The following is an 18,193-nucleotide window of genomic DNA, read 5'->3' as shown; positions in this document are numbered from 1 at the left end:
CGAAAAACGCTTTAGCGCAAAGCGGCCAGAGAACCGTCTTCGAGCAGAAGATACATCACACCGCCGACAACGATCGGATCGGACGTGGCCCCTTTCGGCAGCGAGACCGAAGACACCAGAGCACCGGAGGCCGGATCAAAGCCGCGCAGCACACCATCGTCAGAGGCGACCCAGAGTTTGCCACCCGCGGCAACCGGACCGTAATGGGCAAAGACGGTTTTGCGTTTGCGCACCTTATCGGTGGTGAAATACGGCAGTTGCACGCCCCAGATGCGCTCACCAGAGGACGCGGACAGGCGCACCAACTCGTTGCGATCCGTGACGATAAAGACAGAGCCGCCGACGATGGACGCCGGGCTATACGCGCCCTCATCCGCCGTCCAGATGCGCGTGCCGGTCTCGAGGTTGAACGCCGCATAGCGCCCGGCCTGATTGCCGACATAGAAGGTGTTGCCCACCACCACCGGATCGGAGGTGATGTCGGAGACGTTGGCGTAGACCACGCCCTTGCGCTGACCGGCCAGAGAGGCGGTCCAATAGCGGATGCCACCTTGGCGGAACACGCCGTAGAGATCGCCCGAGGCAAAGGGCAGGATCGCGAATTTGTCGGAGACGGCGGGCGATACCGCGCCTGCGCGCGAGGTCACGCTTTCGGGGCCGGAGATCTGCCATTTGACGCGCCCGTCGGAGGTCTGAACCGCCCAAGCCGTGCCGTTGCCTGCGGTGACATAGGCCAGACCGTCATAGACCGTCAGACCCGCCGCGCCGACGGAATCGAGGCGTTGGCGCCAAATCTCGCCGCCAGATTTCAGATCAAGCGCCACGAGATCGCCGTAGCCCGTGGTCGCATAGACCACATTGCCGGAGATCGCCAAAGCACCGCCGAAGACCTTGCCGGCTTTTTCGCCCGCAGGCGTCAGATCGACGGACCAGACCGTGCCGCCCGTGCTGGCGGAGACCGCCGTCAAACGTGCTTCGGCATCCATCGCCACCACAACACCTTGGGCGGCGACCGGGTCGACCGTCATACGGGTTTTGCGGGTCTTGCCCTGACCGATGTCAGAGGTCCATGCGAGAGACGGTGTGCCAGAGGTAAAGGCGTTATGGCCCGAGGCATGCATCCGCCCGGCACCGGTCATGGTCCAGGCATCGCGCGACACCTGTTGCCCCAGTGAGATCGCCACGCTGCGGTTCTGAACCGGTCCCGTGTCGGCATTCGCCAGCGGCGAGCCATCACGCAAATCGACACGCGGGCCAGACAGAATCTCCTCACGCCCCGCGCCACAGGCGGTCAGCGCCAGCATCGCTACGAACAGTCCCGCTTTGCCAGATCGACCGATCATACCCGCACTCCCTTTCTTCACACGATCCCGATGCATCTCTTGCATGCAGACTACTCTTACTCAGCCACGGGATCGGCCCCAAGGGCCACAATCATCTGTGCCGCGCGCCGACGCAAGGCATTACTTGCCTCGACATCCTGCGAAATGGCCCGATAGCCCTCGATCGCGGCCTGAACCTCGCCCATTTCAACCTGAGCGGCGGCAATTTGTTCCTCGGCCAAAAGCCGATAGGGCGCACCGGGGCTGGCGATGGCGGCCAGTTGCGTCACCCGGTCTTCTGGCGCAATCTCTCCGGCGCCGATCATGGCGGATTTCAGCACAGCTAGATCACGGTAGACCGGCGCCAGCATATCGTCGGCCATCAAAGGCGCCAAAACCGACAGCGCCGCCTTGGCGTCGCCCGCCGCATGCAATTCGCCTGCGCGCAGCATGGCCGCGATCACGCGGGCGTCGCCCTCGGCGGTGACCTGCCCCAACGCTTCGGCGCGGGCCGCGTCGGTCTCTTGTCCGAGGGCTACGGTCAGAGCGTCGCCCGTGGCCTCGGCCTCAGCGCGTGCCTGAGCCTTGGAATATTCGTTGAAAGCCGCGCCGCCCACGAGGGCCAGCACGGCAACGATTCCAATCCAGCCGTATTTCTTCAGAAAGCCATAGAATTTGTCGCGGCGGACCTCTTCGGTCACTTCCTCGATAAAGGTATCGCTGTGGCTCACGTCTGCCCCCTGCCCTGACCCTGCGCGCATCACCGCGCTTGAGAGTCCTATCGTTTTTAAAAACTCGTGCCCCCTCTTACCCCGATCTTCGCCAGATTGCCAAGACCCGGCCTTTCATCTGCGCGTCGCTCACGAAGGGAACGGTGCGTTGTGCGAAAACAGAGTTGGGAACCATCCCCCTCTCTACAAATACGCCCCAGCCGCCCTGTGACGCGGCAAAAATCCTCGAAATAGGGTGAAAAAAGCGCGACACGATCTTGTGAATGTCGCGGAGCTTCCCCATCTTGGCCGCAATGTTAAAGCCATTAACTCTTGAAAGCGTGATAAGCTTGATCCATCGCCTCGGCCCAACCGTATAATCAGAGACGAGATCAAAAGACCGCCGCAAGACTGAAGTACAGGGACAGACCACCATGCGTATCGTTTCCATCCTTATTGCCCTGCTTGTGACCGTGGGCCTGTACCTGTTCATCTTTGAACGCGACCGCCTGACCGGCGCCCCCGCAGAGACCGAAACGGCAGAGATCCGCGAAGACTTCGCGCCGCCCGCCGAGAAAGCCACCGTAGGCGACACCGCGGTCTCCGTCGTCGCGCGCCATTCCACGGCACAAACGCTTGAAACCGGCGTCGTCCTGCGCGGCGAAACCGAAGCCGCGCGCAGCGTCGAGGTCACGGCGGAAACCACAGGCCGCGTGATCAACGAACCACTGCGCAAAGGCGCGACGGTCACGGGCGGCCAAGCGCTTTGCGAAATCGACCGGGGCACCCGCGATTCGAGCCTCGCTCAGGCCCGCGCGGCGCTCTCAGAGGCCGAGGTGGCGCTGGCCAATGCCCGCAAACTCGCCTCCGGAGGCTATGCCTCAGAGACGCAGATTCTCTCCGCCGAGGCCGGTGTCGAAAGCGCGCGGGCCGCTGTCGCCCAAGTCGAGCGTGACATCGAGAATCTGGTGATCAAAGCGCCCTTTGCGGGGCTTTTGGAAAGCGACACGGCGGAGCTTGGGACAGTCCTGTCGGCGGGGGCCACCTGCGCGACCGTGATCCAGCTCGACCCGATCAAACTTGTGGGCTACGCATCCGAGAGCGATGTGACAAAGGTCAAATTGGGCGCCATGTCCAGTGCACGGCTGATCACCGGGGACCGGGTGATGGGTCAGGTCAGCTTCCTGTCGCGCTCCGCCGATCCGGCCACCCGCACCTTCCGCGTCGAGATCGCCGTGCCGAATCCCGATTTCGCCATCCGCGATGGCCAGACCGTCGAGATCGCCATCGCCTCCGCCGGTGTCGAGGCGCATCTCGTGGCGCAATCCTCGCTCACGCTGGATGACGAGGGCCGCATCGGGTTGCGGCTTGTTGGGCCTGAGAACCGTGTCGAGTTCGCGCCCATCACGGTGCTGCGCGACACCCGCGAAGGCATTTGGGTCGCGGGTCTTCCCGAGCGTGCCGACATCATCACTGTGGGTCAAGAATTCGTCCGCGCGGGTGTGTTGGTCGATCCGCATTTCGAGGGTGAAGATGCCGCCGATGACGCCGAATCCTCCGCAGAACCATCCGGGGAGATCGGCCAATGACCGGCCTCGTCGATTGGGCGGGCGAGCGCGCCCGGATGATCCTCGCCTTCGTGGCGCTCACCTTGATCGCGGGCGCCTATGCCTATGTCAGCCTGCCGAAAGAGGGCGAGCCGGACATTGAAATTCCCGGCCTGTACGTTTCGGTGCAATTCCCCGGCATTTCCGCCGAAGACGCGGAAAAGCTCTTGGTCAAACCGATGGAGACGGAGCTCTCTGACCTCGACGGGCTCGACACCATGTCGGCCACGGCCGCCGAGAATTACGCGGGCATCTGGTTGGAGTTCGAATTCGGTTGGGACAAGACCAAAATCATCGCCGATGTGCGCGACCGCATGGGCCGCGTCGAGGCGGAATTCCCGGAAGGCGCCGACAGTTACACTATCTCCGAGGTCAATTTTTCCGAGTTTCCGATCCTGATCGTGAACCTCACCGGCCCCGTGCCGGAGCGCACTTTGGTGAAATACGCCAAACAGATGCAGGACCGGCTCGAAGGTCTGGAACCCGTCTTGGAAGCGCAGCTCACCGGTCACCGCGACGAAATGCTGGAGGTCGAAATCGACCCGCTGCGGTTGGAAAGTTACAATGTCACCGCCGCCGAATTGATCACCGTGGTGACCAGCAACAACCAATTGGTCGCCGCCGGTGAGGTCGAAACGGATCAAGGCACATTCTCGGTCAAAATCCCCGCCTCTTTCAACGATCAGCGCGATGTCATGGAGCTGCCGGTCAAGGTCAACGGCGACCGCGTGGTGACACTGGGCGATCTGGCGGACATTCGTCTGACTTTTGAGGATCGCGTGGGCACGGCGCGGTTCAACGGCGAAAACACCGTGGCGCTTCAGGTCGTGAAACGCAAAGGCTTTCCGATCATCGACACGGTGGAGATCGTCAAACAAGAGGTCGAGGCCGAATTCTCCACATGGCCCGAACCGCTCCGGCAGGCCATTGTGGTTGGAACCTCCAACGATCAATCGCGGCAGGTGTCGTCGATGGTGAGCCAGCTCGAAGGCTCGGTTCTGACCGCCATCGCTTTGGTGATGATCGTGGTGCTGGCCTCCTTGGGCATCCGCTCGTCTTTGTTGGTCGGTTTCGCCATCCCGACGTCTTTCCTGTTGTGCTTCATCCTTTTGGGTCTGATGGACATCACCATCTCGAACATCGTCATGTTCGGGTTGATTTTGGCCGTCGGCATGCTGGTCGATGGCGCCATCGTCGTGGTGGAATATGCCGACCGCAAGATGGAGGAAGGCACCGGCCCCATGGCCGCCTTTGTCGAGGCCGCGAAACGCATGTTCTGGCCCATCGTGTCATCGACCGCCACCACGCTATGCGCCTTTTTGCCGATGCTGTTCTGGCCCGGTGTGGCGGGCGAATTCATGGGGATGCTGCCGGTCACGATCATTTTCGTGCTCTCCGCCTCCTTGATCGTCGCTTTGATTTACCTGCCCGTTATGGGCGGCGTCTCGGGCCGCATTGCGCGCCTGTTTGATTATCTTTCAAGCGGCCTGCGCGCCACCACGCCCTATTGGCTGCGTGCGGTTCTGGTCGTGCCTTCTGCCTATATGGTCTTCCTCGGGCTGATGCAGTTGATGAACCCGAGCTATCTTCTCGCAGACCCGGACGGCTTTTGGCCCACAGCCCTCGGCGCCGTGTTGTTCCTCGCAGGCTCCGCCTTCACCGGCATCACGCTCTCGGCGGCGCGCATCGAGCGCAAACGCAAAAAGGTCGACGCCGGTTACAAACGCTCGCCCTTCGGCCATTTCACCCATTTCATCGCTGGCAACCCGGTGATGCCCGTCGTCACCATTCTGGCCGTGATTTTCGCGGTCATTTCGGTCTTTGGCTATTATGGCAAGAACAACAAAGGCATCGAATTTTTCGCCGCCACCGAGCCGGAGCAGGCGATCATCTACGTCAAAGCGCGCGGCAACCTGTCGCTCACGGAAAAAGACGCGCTGGTGCGGCAGGCCGAAAACATCGTGCTCGCCCAACCCGGCGTCGACAATGCTTTCGTGTTCGCCGGTGACGGCGGCCTCAATTCCAACACCGGCGGCGGCTCTGCGCCGCGTGACACCATCGGGCAGATCCAGGTCGAGTTGATCCCTTGGGAGGACCGCCCGACGGAGACGAAAGACGGTTTTCTGTTCTTCGAGGACACCCATGTGCGCCCCGAGTATGACGGCAACTACGTGCTCGATCAGATCGAGGCGAAACTGGCGAAACTGCCCGGCATTCAGACCGAAACGCTGAACCTCGCGATGGGGCCTGCTTCGGCGAAACCCGTGCATTTGCGGCTCAAATCCGACGATTTCGGCCTCTTGGAAGAGGCAACCGAGATCGTGCGCGCCAAATTCGATGCGACCGAAGCGCTGGCCGACACCGAAGACACCCGCCCCCTGCCCGGCATCGACTGGCAGATCGACGTGGACGTCGAGAAGGCCGGGCGGTTTGGTGCGGATGTGGCCACCGTCGGCGGGATGATCCAGCTTGTCACCCGTGGCATCACGCTCGACACCATGCGGGTCGACAGTTCGGACGAGGAAATCGACATCCGCGTCCGCCTGCCCGAGGAGTTCCGCGTGCTCTCGACCCTGGACACGCTCAAGGTGCGCACCATGGACGGGCTGGTGCCGCTGTCGAATTTCATCACCCGCGAACCTGTGGCGAAACTCGCCTCCATCTCCCGCGTCGATCAGCAACGCTATTACGATGTGAAAGCGGCGGTCGACAGTGGACTGACCCGCGAAGATGGCGTCACGATCACGCCCACCGAGCGGATCGAAACGCTGACCGCATGGCTCGAGAGTGAAAATCCCCTGCCCCAAGGTGTCGCTTGGGAATGGACCGGCGACGACGAAGAGCAAAAGGAAACCGGCGAGTTTCTCGGCAAGGCCTTTGGTGCCGCTCTGGCGCTGATGTTCATCATCCTCTTGGCCCAGTTCAACTCCTTCTACAACTCGGTGCTGGTGCTCATGGCGGTGGTGATGTCCACGGCGGGTGTGCTGATCGGGCTTTTGGTGATGGATATGACCTTTGGCATGATAATGACCGGCACGGGCGTCGTTGCGCTTGCGGGCATCGTGGTGAACAACAACATCGTTCTCATTGATACCTATCAGGAATATTCCCGCTACATGCCTCGGATCGAGGCCATCGTGCGCACTGCCGAAGACCGCATCCGGCCTGTGCTTTTGACCACGATCACCACCATGGCGGGTCTGACGCCGATGATGTTTGGCCTGTCTTTGGACTTCATCAACGGCGGCTACACGATCAATTCGCCGACCGCTCAGTTCTGGACCAACCTTGCCACCGCCGTCGTTTTCGGCCTCGGCATCGCCACTGTTCTGACGCTGATCTTCACGCCCGCGATGCTGGCGCTTCGGGTCTGGTTCTGGGATATTTTGCACCATGTCTGGATGCGGCTGATGACCCAGATGGGCCGCCAAAGCCGTTCTGCCGAAGACTTCCGCCTGCGTCGCGAGGCCAAACGTGCCAAGAACCCGGAATTTGTCTGGAGCACCGGAGAGGATGGCTGGGCCGCGCCCGACAGCTTCGATGCCACCCGCGTCTCCCAAACCGCACCGAAACAGCGCCCGGTCGAACAGCCCATGGCCACGCCCGAAAGCGTGATCGAGGTCGAACCGGAACGCCCGGAGACAAGGAAAATTGAAACTGGGAAGATTGAAACTGGGAAGATCGGCAAAGACGCGGCGGAGTGAGGCCCCTCACCCGTCGCGCGCGGCCAGCAGCGTGTAGCTCATCGGCAATTGCGCCGCGCGCCCCGCGTAAATGTCATATTCCGGCTCGCGGTTGCTGTGGCCGTGCTCTGTCAGACGCATGATCTTAAGCCCCGCCTGCACGCAAGATGTCACGATCTCGCCCATGGTGTGAAAATACCAATAGCTCACCGTGCCTTCGCCGTGGTCCACCCCGTCATAGGAAAACGTCTCGGTCGCGCTCAGCGGCGCGGTTTGGAAATAGTTGAACGACGGCTCGAACGGCGTCTCCGCCTCGTAATCGAACATCTCCAGAACCGGATGTGTCTCGTAGATCACCAGTTGCGCGCCGGGGGCCATCAGCCCCGCGACGATCTCGAAGAACCGCGGCAGGTCGGGCATCCAGTTGAGCACGCCAATGGTGATCAGGACAAAATCAAACGTGCCGATGTCGGAGGGCAGATCGTAAATATTGGCCTCGATCCAGTTCGGCGCAATTTGCGCAGCCTCGGACAAGACCCGCGCCTGATCCAGAAACGCGCCGGATTGGTCGATCCCCGCCACAGGCACCGCCCCGAAAGACGCCAGAGACAAAAGCTCGCGCCCGTTGTTGCAGCCAACTTGAACCGCGCGCTTGCCTTTGAGATCGAGCCCGGAGAGCGTCTCCGTCAAACAGGCATCGAAGGTGGAAAACCCCGGCTCAGAAGCTGCCTGTAAAAGCGCCTCCCAGCCCGCCCCCGCCCCATGTAAATGCGCAGACGCGTTCCAAGCGGCTCTGTTGGCGTCTGTGGCCTCGAACCAATTGGGTGTCTCTGTCATCATGTCCGTCTCCGACGATGTCAGCGCGGCAAAGCCTCGCGCACCAAATCAAACCCTGCGCCGTCTTTGTGCGCGCCCTCGGACAGCACACGTTTCCACCGCCGCGCGCCGGGTTGACCGGCAAACAGCCCGAGCATGTGTTTGGTCACCTGCGCCAGCTTGCCACCATCCGCGACATGCCGCCCGATGTAGTCCTCCATCGCGAAGACCACCTCGGCACGGCTCAGAGCTTGGCGGGCGTCACCGAACACCTTTTGATCGGCCTGACCCAAAATGTCATAGGGCTGATGATAGGCCGCACGACCGACCATGACGCCATCCATGACATTCAACTCTTCCTCAACCGTTTCAAGGCTTTGCACACCGCCGTTGATCGACAGATGCAGCTCGGGAAAGGCGCGTTTCATCTCATGCACGAGGGCGTAATCCAGAGGCGGAATGTCGCGGTTTTCCTTCGGGCTGAGGCCTTCGAGCCAAGCCTTGCGGGCATGCACCGTGATCCGCGTCACACCCGCGCCGCGCATCTTTTCCAAAAAGTCAGGCAGCACCTCTGTGGGGTCCTGATCGTCCACCCCGATCCGGCATTTCACCGTCACCGGCACGTCACCCGCGCCCTCCTGCATGGCACTCACACAGTCCGCCACAAGATCGGGCGATTTCATCAGCACGGCGCCGAAGGCCCCCGATTGCACCCGGTCCGAGGGGCAGCCGACGTTAAGGTTCACCTCGTCATAGCCGCGTTCGACACAAAGCGCCGTCGCCGCCTTCAACTCCGCCGGATCGGACCCGCCGAGTTGCAGCGCGACAGGATGCTCTTCCGGGTTATAATCGAGCAAATGCAGCGCGCCGCCACGCACCAAAGCGGGGGACGTCACCATCTCCGTGTACAACAGCGCATGATGCGACATCAGCCGATGCAGATAGCGGCAATGGCGGTCCGTCCAATCCATCATCGGGGCGACGGACAGGCGGGCGGCCTGCTCTAAATTCAGGGGCAAACGGCTCATTTCAGGGCTTTCAGACAGATCTCGGGCAGCAGCGCGTCGGATAACATTGCCCCCCTCAGATGCCAAGCCTCTTTGCGGTCAGGCAGCTGAGACGCGCTCAGCTTTCCAGCGCGTGGAATTTGCGGGCGTAATAGACGGAGGCACTCGGGCTGTCGGCGCGTTTCACGCTCAGCACCTCGCAGAACAGCACCGCATGGGTGCCGATCTCCTGACGCGCCGTCACATGGCAGTCGAAGGACACAGCCGCCCCTTTGAGGCAGGGCGCGCCCGTGACATCCGCACTCCAGTCCTCGTCGACAAAGCGTTCGTCCACCGGAAGTTTGCCGCCAAAGGCCATCGCCAGTTCGGCCAGATCGGGCCCCACGGTGTTCACGCAGAGCGCGGTGTTTTCCAGAAAAGCCGGAGCGACCGAGCTGGACAGGTTCACACAGACCAAAAGCGTCGGCGGCATGTCGGTCACGGAACAAACTGCCGTCGCGGTGAACCCCGCCCGGCCCGCAGGCCCGTCGGTGGTCACGATGTTCACCGCCCCGGCCAGATGCGCCATGCCATCGCGAAAGGCCTCGCGCGAGACATGCGGGAGAGTCGCCGAGGTCGTTTCCTGATCTGGTTTTGAACTCTTCGCGTCCGCCATGCCCAACTCCTTTTGCCCCCATATATGCCGTCCCGCCGGGGGCGGCCAGTCCTAACGCCGCCCGAAAGGCGTTGGAACTGGCTCAACCAGCATAGAGGAGGAGTGTCAACCGCGACTGAGGCCCGCGCAAAGAGGTCTAGACCTATCGCTGTGCCCTCTCCCATCGCGGATTGATCCAAGGCTCGGCGTTCGAGGCCGGCAGAGGCGTTTTGCCCAGAATGTGATCCGACGCCTTTTCGCCCGACATGATCGAGGGCGCGTTGAGGTTGCCGTTGGTGATCTGCGGAAAGATCGAACTGTCGGCAAGGCGCAGCCCTTCGACCCCAATCACCCGGTTTTCCGGGTCCACGACCGCCATCGGATCGTCCGCACGCCCCATGCGACAGGTGCCACAGGGGTGATAGGCGCTTTCAACGTGTTCCTTGATGAAGCCGTTCAGCTCGTCGTCGCTTTGGATCGCAGCGCCCGGTTGGATTTCGTGTTTGACGTAGGGTTTGAAGGCGTCTTGGCCGAAAATTTCACGCGTCAGGCGGATGCAGGTCCGGAAATCCTCCCAATCCTTCTCCTGCGACATGTAGTTAAACAGGATTTTCGGCGCCTCACGCGGGTCTTTCGAGCGGAGCGTGACCTCGCCGCGCGAGGGCGAGCGCATCGGGCCGACATGGGCCTGAAACCCGTGACCTTCGGCCGCTGCCTGACCGTCGTAACGCACGGCGATGGGCAGAAAATGATATTGAATATCAGGGTATTCCACACCGGCTTTCGAGCGGATGAAGGCCGCACTTTCGAATTGGTTCGACGCGCCCAACCCCTGTTTCGTAAACAGCCATTGCGCGCCGATCAGCGCTTTGGACAACAGGTTCCAGTGTTTGTAGAGCGTGATCGGTTTCGAGGCCGCCATTTGCAGGTAAAGCTCTAGGTGATCCTGAAGGTTCTTGCCCACGCCACGGCGGTCGGCTTTGACCTCGATGCCCAATGCGGCCAGCTCATCGGCGGGGCCAACCCCCGACTGCAAAAGGATTTTCGGCGAATTGATCGAACCCGCCGACAGGACCACCTCGCGCCGGGCCTTGATCACCCGACCATCGACCAGACGCACGCCGGTGGCGCGACCCTCTTCGATCTCGATCCGCTCCACAAGCCCCTGCACCAGATCGCAATTTTCGCGTTTCAACGCTGGTTTCAGATAGGCATTGGCGGCGGACCAGCGACGGCCTTTCCAGACCGTTTGCTCCATCGGGCCAAAGCCCTCTTGTTTCTCGCCGTTGTAATCGCCGGTGACCTCATAGCCCGCCTGCGCGCCCGCATCGACAAAGGCCTGAAACAGCGGGTTGTCGCGAGGACCACGCGTCACATGCAAAGGCCCATCGGTGCCACGCCAGCTCGGATCGCCGCCATGACCGCCGTCATGCCAGGTCTCCATGCGTTTGTAATAGGGCAGCACATCTTTATAGGCCCAGCCCTCCGCGCCCATCTCCGCCCAGGTGTCGAAATCGCGCGCATGGCCGCGCACGTAAACCATGCCGTTGATCGAGGACGAGCCGCCGATCACCTTGCCGCGCGGCGTAGCGAGGCGACGCCCGCCCAAATGCGGCTCAGGCTCGGATTGATAGCCCCAATCGTAGCGCTTCATGTTCATCGGATAGGACAGCGCGGCGGGCATCTGAATGAGGGGCCCCGCATCCGTGCCGCCATGTTCGATGACCAGAACCGAGGCGCCGCTTTCCGCCAGACGATAGGTCATGGCCGAGCCTGCGCTGCCCGCGCCAATGATGACAAAATCTGCTTCCATAACGTGGTCCTCTCAGAAGGCGGATTCGACCGGAGAGAGGCCGACATAGACGGATTTAACTTCGGAATAATGCTCGATGGCGGCATGGGCATTTTCGCGCCCGACGCCGGAGGCTTTGACGCCACCAAAGGGCATCTCGATGGGCGTCAGGTTATAGGTGTTGATCCAGCAGGTCCCCGCCTCAAAGCCTTTCACCACCCGATGCGCGCGGGTCAGGTCGGAGGTGAACACGCCCGCCGCCAGCCCGAATTCGGTGTCATTGGCGCGCGCCATGACCTCTTCTTCAGTGTCGAACGGCAGAACGGACATCACCGGGCCGAAAATCTCTTCGCGGGCGATGGCCATGTCGTCGGTGACGTCGGAGAACACCGTGGGTTCGATGTACAATCCGCCCATCTCATGTGCCTTGCCGCCTGTGATCAGGGTCGCGCCCTCCTCAATCCCCTTCTCGATATAGCGCAGCGTGATGTCGAGTTGGGTTTGCGACACCATAGGCCCGAAATTCGTCTCCTCATCCATCGGATCGCCGATCACCGCACGCTCGGTGCGGGTTTTCAGACGGGCGAGGAAATGCGGCAGGATGCCCTTTTGCACGAAAACCCGCGTGCCGTTGGAACAGATCTGGCCGGAGGAGTAGAAATTGCCGTTGATCGCGGCCGAAATCGCGTCCTCGATGCTGGCGTCGTCGAAAATAATCAGGGGCGATTTGCCGCCCAATTCCATGGTGACATGCTTCATGCCTGCCGCCGCCGCCGCGTAGACCTTGCGCCCTGTTGGCACGGAGCCGGTGAGCGAGACTTTCGCCACGCGGTTGTCCTCGACCAGCGCAGCGCCCACGTCGCCATAGCCCTGCACCACGTTGAACACGCCGTCCGGCAAACCGGCCTCAGAGAGGATTTCCGCCAGTTTCAACGCGCCCAGAGGCGTGACCTCCGAGGGTTTGAACACCATCGTATTGCCGCAGGCGAGCGCCGGCGCGGCTTTCCAACAGGCGATCTGCGTCGGGTAGTTCCACGCGCCCAGCCCCACGCAAACGCCCAAAGGTTCGCGGATCGTATAGGCGAAATCCGCGCCCAATTGGATGTGTTCGCCCGTCAGACCCGCCGCGATCGAGCCGAAATACTCAAGGCAATCGGCGCCGGAGGCGGCGTCGGCCACCAGGGTCTCCTGCAAAGGTTTGCCGGTATCATAGGTCTCCATGACAGACAGCTCATGATTGCGCGCACGAATGATCTCGGCGGCGCGGCGCAGGATGCGGCCGCGTTCGGAGCCGGTCATCGCGGCCCACCCGGCACGCGCGGCGTCTGCTGCGGCGAGGGCCTGATCCACGATGGCGGGCGTCGCGGAATAAAGCTCGGCAATCACCTCGCCCGTGGCCGGATAGGTGGAATTGAGCGCCGCGCCGTCACTGTCTTCGACATAGCGGCCATGGATGAAATGGCTCGCTTTGGGTTGCTGGAGGGGGGAGGTTGTCATCACTTAAGTCCTTCGGGTCAAAGTCATTCGCCACGCGGGAAACGCGCGATGTCTTCGACGACATTCAAATCCATGTGGTTGCGCATGTAGCGCTCGGAGGCTTTTTGCAGCGGCTGGTAATCCCAGGGGAAATAATCGCCGTTGCGCAGCGCCTCATAGACGATCCAGCGCCGGGCCTGGCTTTCGCGGACCTGCGCATCGAACAGGTCCAAGTCCCAGCGCGCATCCGCCATGGCTTGCAATCGTGCGAGCGTGTCGGCATGGGCCGGGTCGTCTGCGAGATTGGTCAGTTCGTGCGGGTCATTTGCCAGATCGAAAAGCTGCTCGGGGTCCAAAGCACAGCGGGTGAATTTGTAATCCCCGTCCCGCAAAGCGACGAGCGGCGCGTAAGAGGCCTCGGCGGCATATTCCATGGCGACGAGGGCGGTGCGGGCCTCGCCTTTGGCCAGCGGAATGAGGCTTTCGCCATCGGTCCAAGGCATGACATCCGCCATCGACACGCCCGCAATGTCGCAGAGCGTCGGCGTGACGTCGATGGTCGACACCGGCGTCTCGATCAGACCCGGCGCAAGATCGGGAGAGGCGATCATCAAAGGCACCCGCGCGGAGCCCTCGTAGAAGTTCATTTTGAACCACAGCCCCCGCTCGCCCAGCATATCGCCATGGTCGGAGACAAAGAGGATCACCGCCTCTTGCCGCGTCGCCTCCAGCGTGTCGAGGATGCCACCGATCTTGTCATCGAGATAGGAGATATTGGCAAAATACGCCCGACGCGATTTGCGGATGTCCTCGTCCGTGATGTCGAAATTGCGCCAGTCGTTGGCGTCGAAAATGCGTTTCGAATGCGGATCGTGGTCCTCATAACCCATCGCCGGAACTTCGGGCAACAGATGCTCGCAATCCTCGTAAAGGTCCCAATATTTTTGACGCGTCACATAGGGGTCATGCGGATGGGTGAAGCTCACCGTCAGGCACCACGGGCGGTCATCCTTACCGCGCGACAGGTCCTGAATTTTGCGCGTGGCGTGATAGGCGACCTCGTCGTCATATTCCATCTGGTTGGAAATCTCGGCCACGCCTGCGCCGGTCACCGAGCCCATGTTGTGATACCACCAGTCGATGCGCTCGCCGGGTTTGCGGTAGTCCGGGGTCCAGCCGAAATCGGCGGGATAGATGTCGGTGGTCAGGCGTTCCTCGAACCCATGGAGCTGATCGGGGCCGACGAAATGCATCTTGCCCGACAGGCAGGTCTGATAGCCCGCGCGGCGCAGGTGATGCGCGTAGGTCGGGATGTCGGAGGCAAATTCGGCGGCATTGTCATAGACGCGCGTGCGCGAGGGCAACTGACCGGACATGAAACTCGCCCGCCCCGGCGCGCACAGAGGCGAGCCGGTGTAGCTGTTGGCGAACCGCGTCGAGCGCGCGGCCAGGCGCTTGAGATTGGGGGCATGGAGCCACTCGGCCGGCCCGTCGGGAAACAACGTGCCGTTCAACTGGTCGACCATGAGGATGAGGATATTGGGGGTTTGTGCAGTCATGTGAGGCTCCCGTCAGACATGTGTCAGATGCCCTGCTCTTTCGGAAGGTGCAGGTTGAGATAGTCGAGCACGATGGCTTCCGGGTGCTCCGGTCGGTCGCGTTCGTCGCAAAGCACGAAACGGATGTAGGCGCCGTCGATCAGCGCCGCGATGCCTTCGGCCACCATCGGGGCCTGAGCGGGAATCACCTGCCGCAATTCAGCCAGAAGATTCGACCGCAACCGCCGGTGATAGACCCTGAGAAGGCGCGAAACCTCGCCTGATCTTTGGGCATAAACGTAAAAATTAAGCCATGCGCCAACCGTATCCGGCTGCATATTCATGTCGGAAAAACTGCTGCGAATGATCGTCTCGATGCGCGCTCTCGGATCGGTTTTGCCCTTGAGATCTTGCCGAATCTCTTCGCCGTATTTCGTCAGAATGTGACGCATTGCGGCAATGAACATATTGGTTTTGCTACCGAAATAGTGATGCGCCAAGGCGCTCGACATGCCCGCCCTTTTCGCAATCTGGCTGACGGTCACCTCCATGGAGCCGGTCTGTCCGATCTCCGCGATCACCGCTTCGATCAGGGCCGTCGTGCGGATCGGTTCCATTCCTACTTTGGGCATCGCTCTCTCTTTCTGTTGTCAAACCAGACTCAACACGTTTTGATTAACTCATCAATCAAAATAAAACAGGGACCACCTCAGATGCTCAGAACAACCGCTCTCGCGACCATTCTTGCAGCCACCCAATTCAGCGCACTTGCGGCCACTGCCGAAACACCCTGCGACGCCGTATCCTTTTCCGATGTGGGCTGGACCGACATCACCACCACCACCTCCATCGCCAAACAGATCCTCGAACCGCTGGGCTATGACGTGGACATCTCCGTGCTTTCCGTGCCGGTGACCTTTGCCTCGCTCTCTGGCGGCGACACCGATATTTTCCTCGGCAACTGGATGCCCGCACAGGCTGGCGCCGTGCAGCCCTACCTCGACGACGGCAGCATCGTCGCCGTGCACGAGAACCTGCAAGGCACCGTCTACACCCTCGCCGTGCCCGCCTATACCTATGAGAAAGGCCTGCATGATTTCGCCGACATCGCCAAATTCGCCGATGAGCTGGACGAAACCATTTACGGCATCGAGCCGGGCAATGAAGGCAACGACTACCTGATCGGCCTGACCGAGGCGAACACCCACGGTCTGGGTGAGTTCGACGTCAAGGAAAGCTCCGAGCAAGGCATGCTGAGCCAGGTGCGCCGTGCTTATGACAAGGGCGAAGACGTGGTCTTCCTCGGCTGGGCGCCGCATCCGATGAACGTCAACTTCGATCTGAAATACCTCACCGGCGGCGAAGAGTTCTTTGGCGGCGTGGGCGTCGTGAACACGCTGACCCGCGCAGGGTTCTCTGAGGAATGCCCGAACGTCGGCACGCTCCTGACCAACCTCGACTTCACCGTCGAGATGGAAAGCGAAATCATGGGCGCGATCCTCAACGATGGCGAATCCGCCGATGATGCGGTGAAAGCCTATGTGACGGCCCATCCCGAGATCCTCGACCCCTGGCTCGAAGGTGTGACCACCACGGCGGGCGAGCCGGGTCTTCCGGCTGTGAAAGCGGCTTTCGGTCTCTGATCAAACATGGCCCGGGGGCGCACACCCTCGGGCCTTTCGTTTTGAGACCTACCGCTAACACCCCTGAAGATCGGAAACGCAATGAGCTGGATCACAGAGTATAAAATCCCGGTCGGAGAGGTCGCATCCGACTATTTCGACTGGATGCAACACCACGGAGGCTGGTTCTTCGACGCGCTGTCTGCTGCGCTCGAATGGATGATCGAGGCCGTCCTTTGGGTGCTGCAAACCCCGCCGCCGCTGGTGGTCATCGCCGTTTTTGTGGCGGGCACATGGGCGGTGCAACGCAATTGGAAAGCCTGTCTGCTCGTCGCCCTCGGGTTTCTGTTCATCCTCAACCAAGACTATTGGGAAGAGGCCACCGAAAGCCTCACCCTCGTCGTCGCCTCCTGTGTCGTCTGTATGGCGATTGGCGTGCCCATTGGCATTTATGCCGCGCGACGTCCCGGATTTTACCGCGTGCTGCGCCCGATCCTCGATCTGATGCAAACGCTACCGACCTTCGTCTATCTGATCCCCGCCATCGTGTTCTTTGGCATCGGCATGGTGCCGGGCCTTTTGGCCACCGTGGTCTTCGTGCTGCCCGCGCCGATCCGTCTGACGCATCTCGGCATCAGCTCCACCCCGCCAGCGCTCTTGGAAGCTGTCCAGGCCTTTGGCGGCACCTCGCGACAACTCCTCTGGAAGGTCGAGCTGCCCTTTGCCCTGCCGCAGATCATGGCCGGCCTCAACCAGACCATCATGCTGTCTCTCTCCATGGTCGTGGTCGCCGCCCTCGTGGGGGCCGATGGCCTCGGCGTGCCGGTGGTGCGCGCGCTCAATCAGGTGAACACCGCTTTGGGCTTTGAAAGTGGCTTTGTCATCGTCGTGCTGGCCATCATGCTGGACCGTGTCCTGAGGATTGAACGCAAATGACCGCTGTGATTTTTGACAATGTTTCCATCGTCTTCGGAAACAAACCTGAGACCGCCCTGCCCCTCATGGATCAGGGCAAGGAACGCTCCGAGGTTCAGGAGAAAACCGGCCAGGTTTTGGGCGTGCACAACTGTTCGCTCGAGGTTCAGGAAGGCGAAATCCTCGTCCTCATGGGCCTCTCGGGGTCGGGCAAATCCACGCTTTTGCGCGCGGTCAACGGGCTTAACCCGGTGGTGCGTGGCGAGGTGAAGATCAGCGACGGCAACGGCATGGCCAGCGTGACCCACGCCGACGCCAAAGGCCTGCGTGCCCTGCGTCAAAGCCGGGTCGCCATGGTGTTCCAACAATTCGGCCTCCTGCCCTGGCGCACGGTGCGCGAGAACGTGGGGCTTGGCCTTGAGCTGGCCCATGTGCCACCGGATGTGCGCGCGAAAAAGGTCGATGCGCAGCTGAGCCTCGTGAACCTGACCGACTGGGCCGAGAACAAGGTCTCCGAGCTGTCGGGCGGTATGCAGCAACGTGTGGGCCTCGCCCGCGCCTTTGCCGCCGATGCGCCGATCCTTTTGATGGACGAGCCCTTCTCCGCGCTTGATCCGCTGATCCGCAACCACTTGCAGGACGAATTGCTGGAGCTGCAACGCAAGCTCAAACGCACGATCATTTTCGTCAGCCACGATCTCGATGAGGCGTTCAAACTGGGCGACCGGATCGCGATCATGAAAGGTGGTCGCATCGTGCAATGCGGCACGCCCAAAGACATCTTCGAGAACCCCGCCGACGATTACGTCGAAGAATTCGTCAACCATATGAACCCCTTGGGCGTTCTGACGGCGGGCGATGTGATGGAAGAGGCCAAGGGCGATCACGTCGAAACCATCGAGGCCTCCGTGCCGGTGATCGACCTCATGGCGCGTCTGGCGGAGCTCGACACCCCTCTGGGCGTGATGCGAGACGGGGTGCTGATTGGACAGGCCTCGCGCGCCTCTTTGCTCAAGGAATTGGCGAAGAAATCGACCTGAACCACACCCCTCGCGGGGATCAAATCCGCGA

Annotated in this window: 14 protein-coding genes; 5 read left to right on the top strand and 9 right to left on the bottom strand. The window is 61.4% G+C overall.

The features are described from left to right. Positions 1-11 precede the first annotated feature (11 nt). Positions 12-1,343: a PQQ-like beta-propeller repeat protein gene (locus LC094_RS06175; RefSeq protein ID WP_226550894.1), complete on the bottom strand. Its 1,332-nt coding sequence runs from the start codon at positions 1,341-1,343 to the stop codon at positions 12-14. A gap of 56 nt (positions 1,344-1,399) precedes the next feature. Continuing rightward, positions 1,400-2,053 carry a hypothetical protein gene (locus LC094_RS06170; RefSeq protein WP_226550893.1) on the bottom strand — a complete coding sequence of 218 codons (654 nt, stop codon included), beginning with the start codon at positions 2,051-2,053 and terminating at the stop codon, positions 1,400-1,402. A 413-nt stretch (positions 2,054-2,466) separates the two neighbouring features. Here LC094_RS06170 and LC094_RS06165 point away from each other — a divergent pair, with 413 nt between their 5' ends. Both LC094_RS06165 and LC094_RS06160 read left to right on the top strand, forming a co-directional pair. After that, the gene (locus tag LC094_RS06165) at positions 2,467-3,621 is read left to right on the top strand and encodes an efflux RND transporter periplasmic adaptor subunit (RefSeq protein ID WP_226550892.1); all 1,155 of its coding nucleotides are present in this window, start codon (positions 2,467-2,469) and stop codon (positions 3,619-3,621) included. Beyond that, a complete protein-coding gene (locus tag LC094_RS06160; RefSeq protein ID WP_226550891.1) occupies positions 3,618-7,343 on the top strand; it encodes an efflux RND transporter permease subunit in 3,726 nt (1,241 codons plus the stop codon). Before LC094_RS06165 ends, LC094_RS06160 begins: the two co-directional genes overlap by 4 nt. 6 nt (positions 7,344-7,349) lie before the next feature. Here LC094_RS06160 and LC094_RS06155 read toward each other — a convergent pair whose 3' ends face one another. From LC094_RS06155 to betI, 7 genes are all read right to left on the bottom strand, one after another. Then, positions 7,350-8,162 (bottom strand): class I SAM-dependent methyltransferase, encoded by an 813-nt coding sequence (locus LC094_RS06155; protein ID WP_226550890.1) that lies wholly within the window; start codon positions 8,160-8,162, stop codon positions 7,350-7,352. 17 nt (positions 8,163-8,179) lie between these two features. Beyond that, positions 8,180-9,166: a tRNA dihydrouridine(20/20a) synthase DusA gene (gene dusA, locus LC094_RS06150; protein ID WP_226550888.1), complete on the bottom strand. Its 987-nt coding sequence runs from the start codon at positions 9,164-9,166 to the stop codon at positions 8,180-8,182. 97 nt (positions 9,167-9,263) lie between these two features. After that, positions 9,264-9,800, bottom strand: a complete 537-nt coding sequence (locus tag LC094_RS06145; RefSeq protein WP_226550887.1) for a flavin reductase — start codon at positions 9,798-9,800, stop codon at positions 9,264-9,266. 142 nt (positions 9,801-9,942) lie between these two features. After that, a complete protein-coding gene (gene betA, locus LC094_RS06140; RefSeq protein WP_226550886.1) occupies positions 9,943-11,592 on the bottom strand; it encodes a choline dehydrogenase in 1,650 nt (549 codons plus the stop codon). Between the two features lie 12 nt (positions 11,593-11,604). Further along, a complete protein-coding gene (gene betB, locus LC094_RS06135) occupies positions 11,605-13,068 on the bottom strand; it encodes a betaine-aldehyde dehydrogenase (RefSeq protein WP_226550885.1) in 1,464 nt (487 codons plus the stop codon). A 23-nt stretch (positions 13,069-13,091) separates the two neighbouring features. Next, a complete protein-coding gene (betC, locus tag LC094_RS06130) occupies positions 13,092-14,606 on the bottom strand; it encodes a choline-sulfatase (protein WP_226550884.1) in 1,515 nt (504 codons plus the stop codon). 23 nt (positions 14,607-14,629) lie between these two features. Then, positions 14,630-15,217 carry a transcriptional regulator BetI gene (gene betI, locus LC094_RS06125; protein ID WP_226550883.1) on the bottom strand — a complete coding sequence of 196 codons (588 nt, stop codon included), beginning with the start codon at positions 15,215-15,217 and terminating at the stop codon, positions 14,630-14,632. Between the two features lie 81 nt (positions 15,218-15,298). On the opposite strand from betI, the gene choX reads away from it, so the two are divergent. The 3 genes from choX to choV all read left to right on the top strand — a co-directional run bounded on the left by choX (position 15,299) and on the right by choV (position 18,162). Then, the gene (gene choX / locus LC094_RS06120) at positions 15,299-16,228 is read left to right on the top strand and encodes a choline ABC transporter substrate-binding protein (RefSeq protein ID WP_226550882.1); all 930 of its coding nucleotides are present in this window, start codon (positions 15,299-15,301) and stop codon (positions 16,226-16,228) included. An 81-nt stretch (positions 16,229-16,309) separates the two neighbouring features. Then, positions 16,310-17,143 (top strand): choline ABC transporter permease subunit, encoded by an 834-nt coding sequence (choW, locus tag LC094_RS06115; RefSeq protein WP_226550881.1) that lies wholly within the window; start codon positions 16,310-16,312, stop codon positions 17,141-17,143. Beyond that, the gene (gene choV, locus LC094_RS06110) at positions 17,140-18,162 is read left to right on the top strand and encodes a choline ABC transporter ATP-binding protein (RefSeq protein ID WP_226550879.1); all 1,023 of its coding nucleotides are present in this window, start codon (positions 17,140-17,142) and stop codon (positions 18,160-18,162) included. The genes choW and choV overlap by 4 nt, the downstream gene beginning before the upstream one ends. The last annotated feature ends 31 nt before the right edge of the window (positions 18,163-18,193 follow it).

The organism is Celeribacter naphthalenivorans (assembly GCF_020524585.1).
Taxonomy (GTDB): domain Bacteria; phylum Pseudomonadota; class Alphaproteobacteria; order Rhodobacterales; family Rhodobacteraceae; genus Celeribacter; species Celeribacter naphthalenivorans.
The sequence above is the reverse complement of the archived record's forward strand: the minus strand, read 5'-3'. Positions and strand labels throughout refer to the sequence as shown.

Excerpts from the sequence above, each read along its gene's own strand:
- LC094_RS06175 (WP_226550894.1), bottom strand. The coding sequence starts at position 1,343 with ATGATCGGTCGATCTGGCAAAGCGGGACTGTTCGTAGCGATGCTGGCG.
- LC094_RS06165 (WP_226550892.1), top strand. The coding sequence starts at position 2,467 with ATGCGTATCGTTTCCATCCTTATTGCCCTGCTTGTGACCGTGGGCCTG.
- LC094_RS06160 (WP_226550891.1), top strand. The coding sequence starts at position 3,618 with ATGACCGGCCTCGTCGATTGGGCGGGCGAGCGCGCCCGGATGATCCTC.
- LC094_RS06155 (WP_226550890.1), bottom strand. The coding sequence starts at position 8,162 with ATGATGACAGAGACACCCAATTGGTTCGAGGCCACAGACGCCAACAGA.
- dusA (WP_226550888.1), bottom strand. The coding sequence starts at position 9,166 with ATGAGCCGTTTGCCCCTGAATTTAGAGCAGGCCGCCCGCCTGTCCGTC.
- LC094_RS06145 (WP_226550887.1), bottom strand. The coding sequence starts at position 9,800 with ATGGCGGACGCGAAGAGTTCAAAACCAGATCAGGAAACGACCTCGGCG.
- betA (WP_226550886.1), bottom strand. The coding sequence starts at position 11,592 with ATGGAAGCAGATTTTGTCATCATTGGCGCGGGCAGCGCAGGCTCGGCC.
- betB (WP_226550885.1), bottom strand. The coding sequence starts at position 13,068 with ATGACAACCTCCCCCCTCCAGCAACCCAAAGCGAGCCATTTCATCCAT.
- betC (WP_226550884.1), bottom strand. The coding sequence starts at position 14,606 with ATGACTGCACAAACCCCCAATATCCTCATCCTCATGGTCGACCAGTTG.
- betI (WP_226550883.1), bottom strand. The coding sequence starts at position 15,217 with ATGCCCAAAGTAGGAATGGAACCGATCCGCACGACGGCCCTGATCGAA.
- choX (WP_226550882.1), top strand. The coding sequence starts at position 15,299 with ATGCTCAGAACAACCGCTCTCGCGACCATTCTTGCAGCCACCCAATTC.
- choW (WP_226550881.1), top strand. The coding sequence starts at position 16,310 with ATGAGCTGGATCACAGAGTATAAAATCCCGGTCGGAGAGGTCGCATCC.
- choV (WP_226550879.1), top strand. The coding sequence starts at position 17,140 with ATGACCGCTGTGATTTTTGACAATGTTTCCATCGTCTTCGGAAACAAA.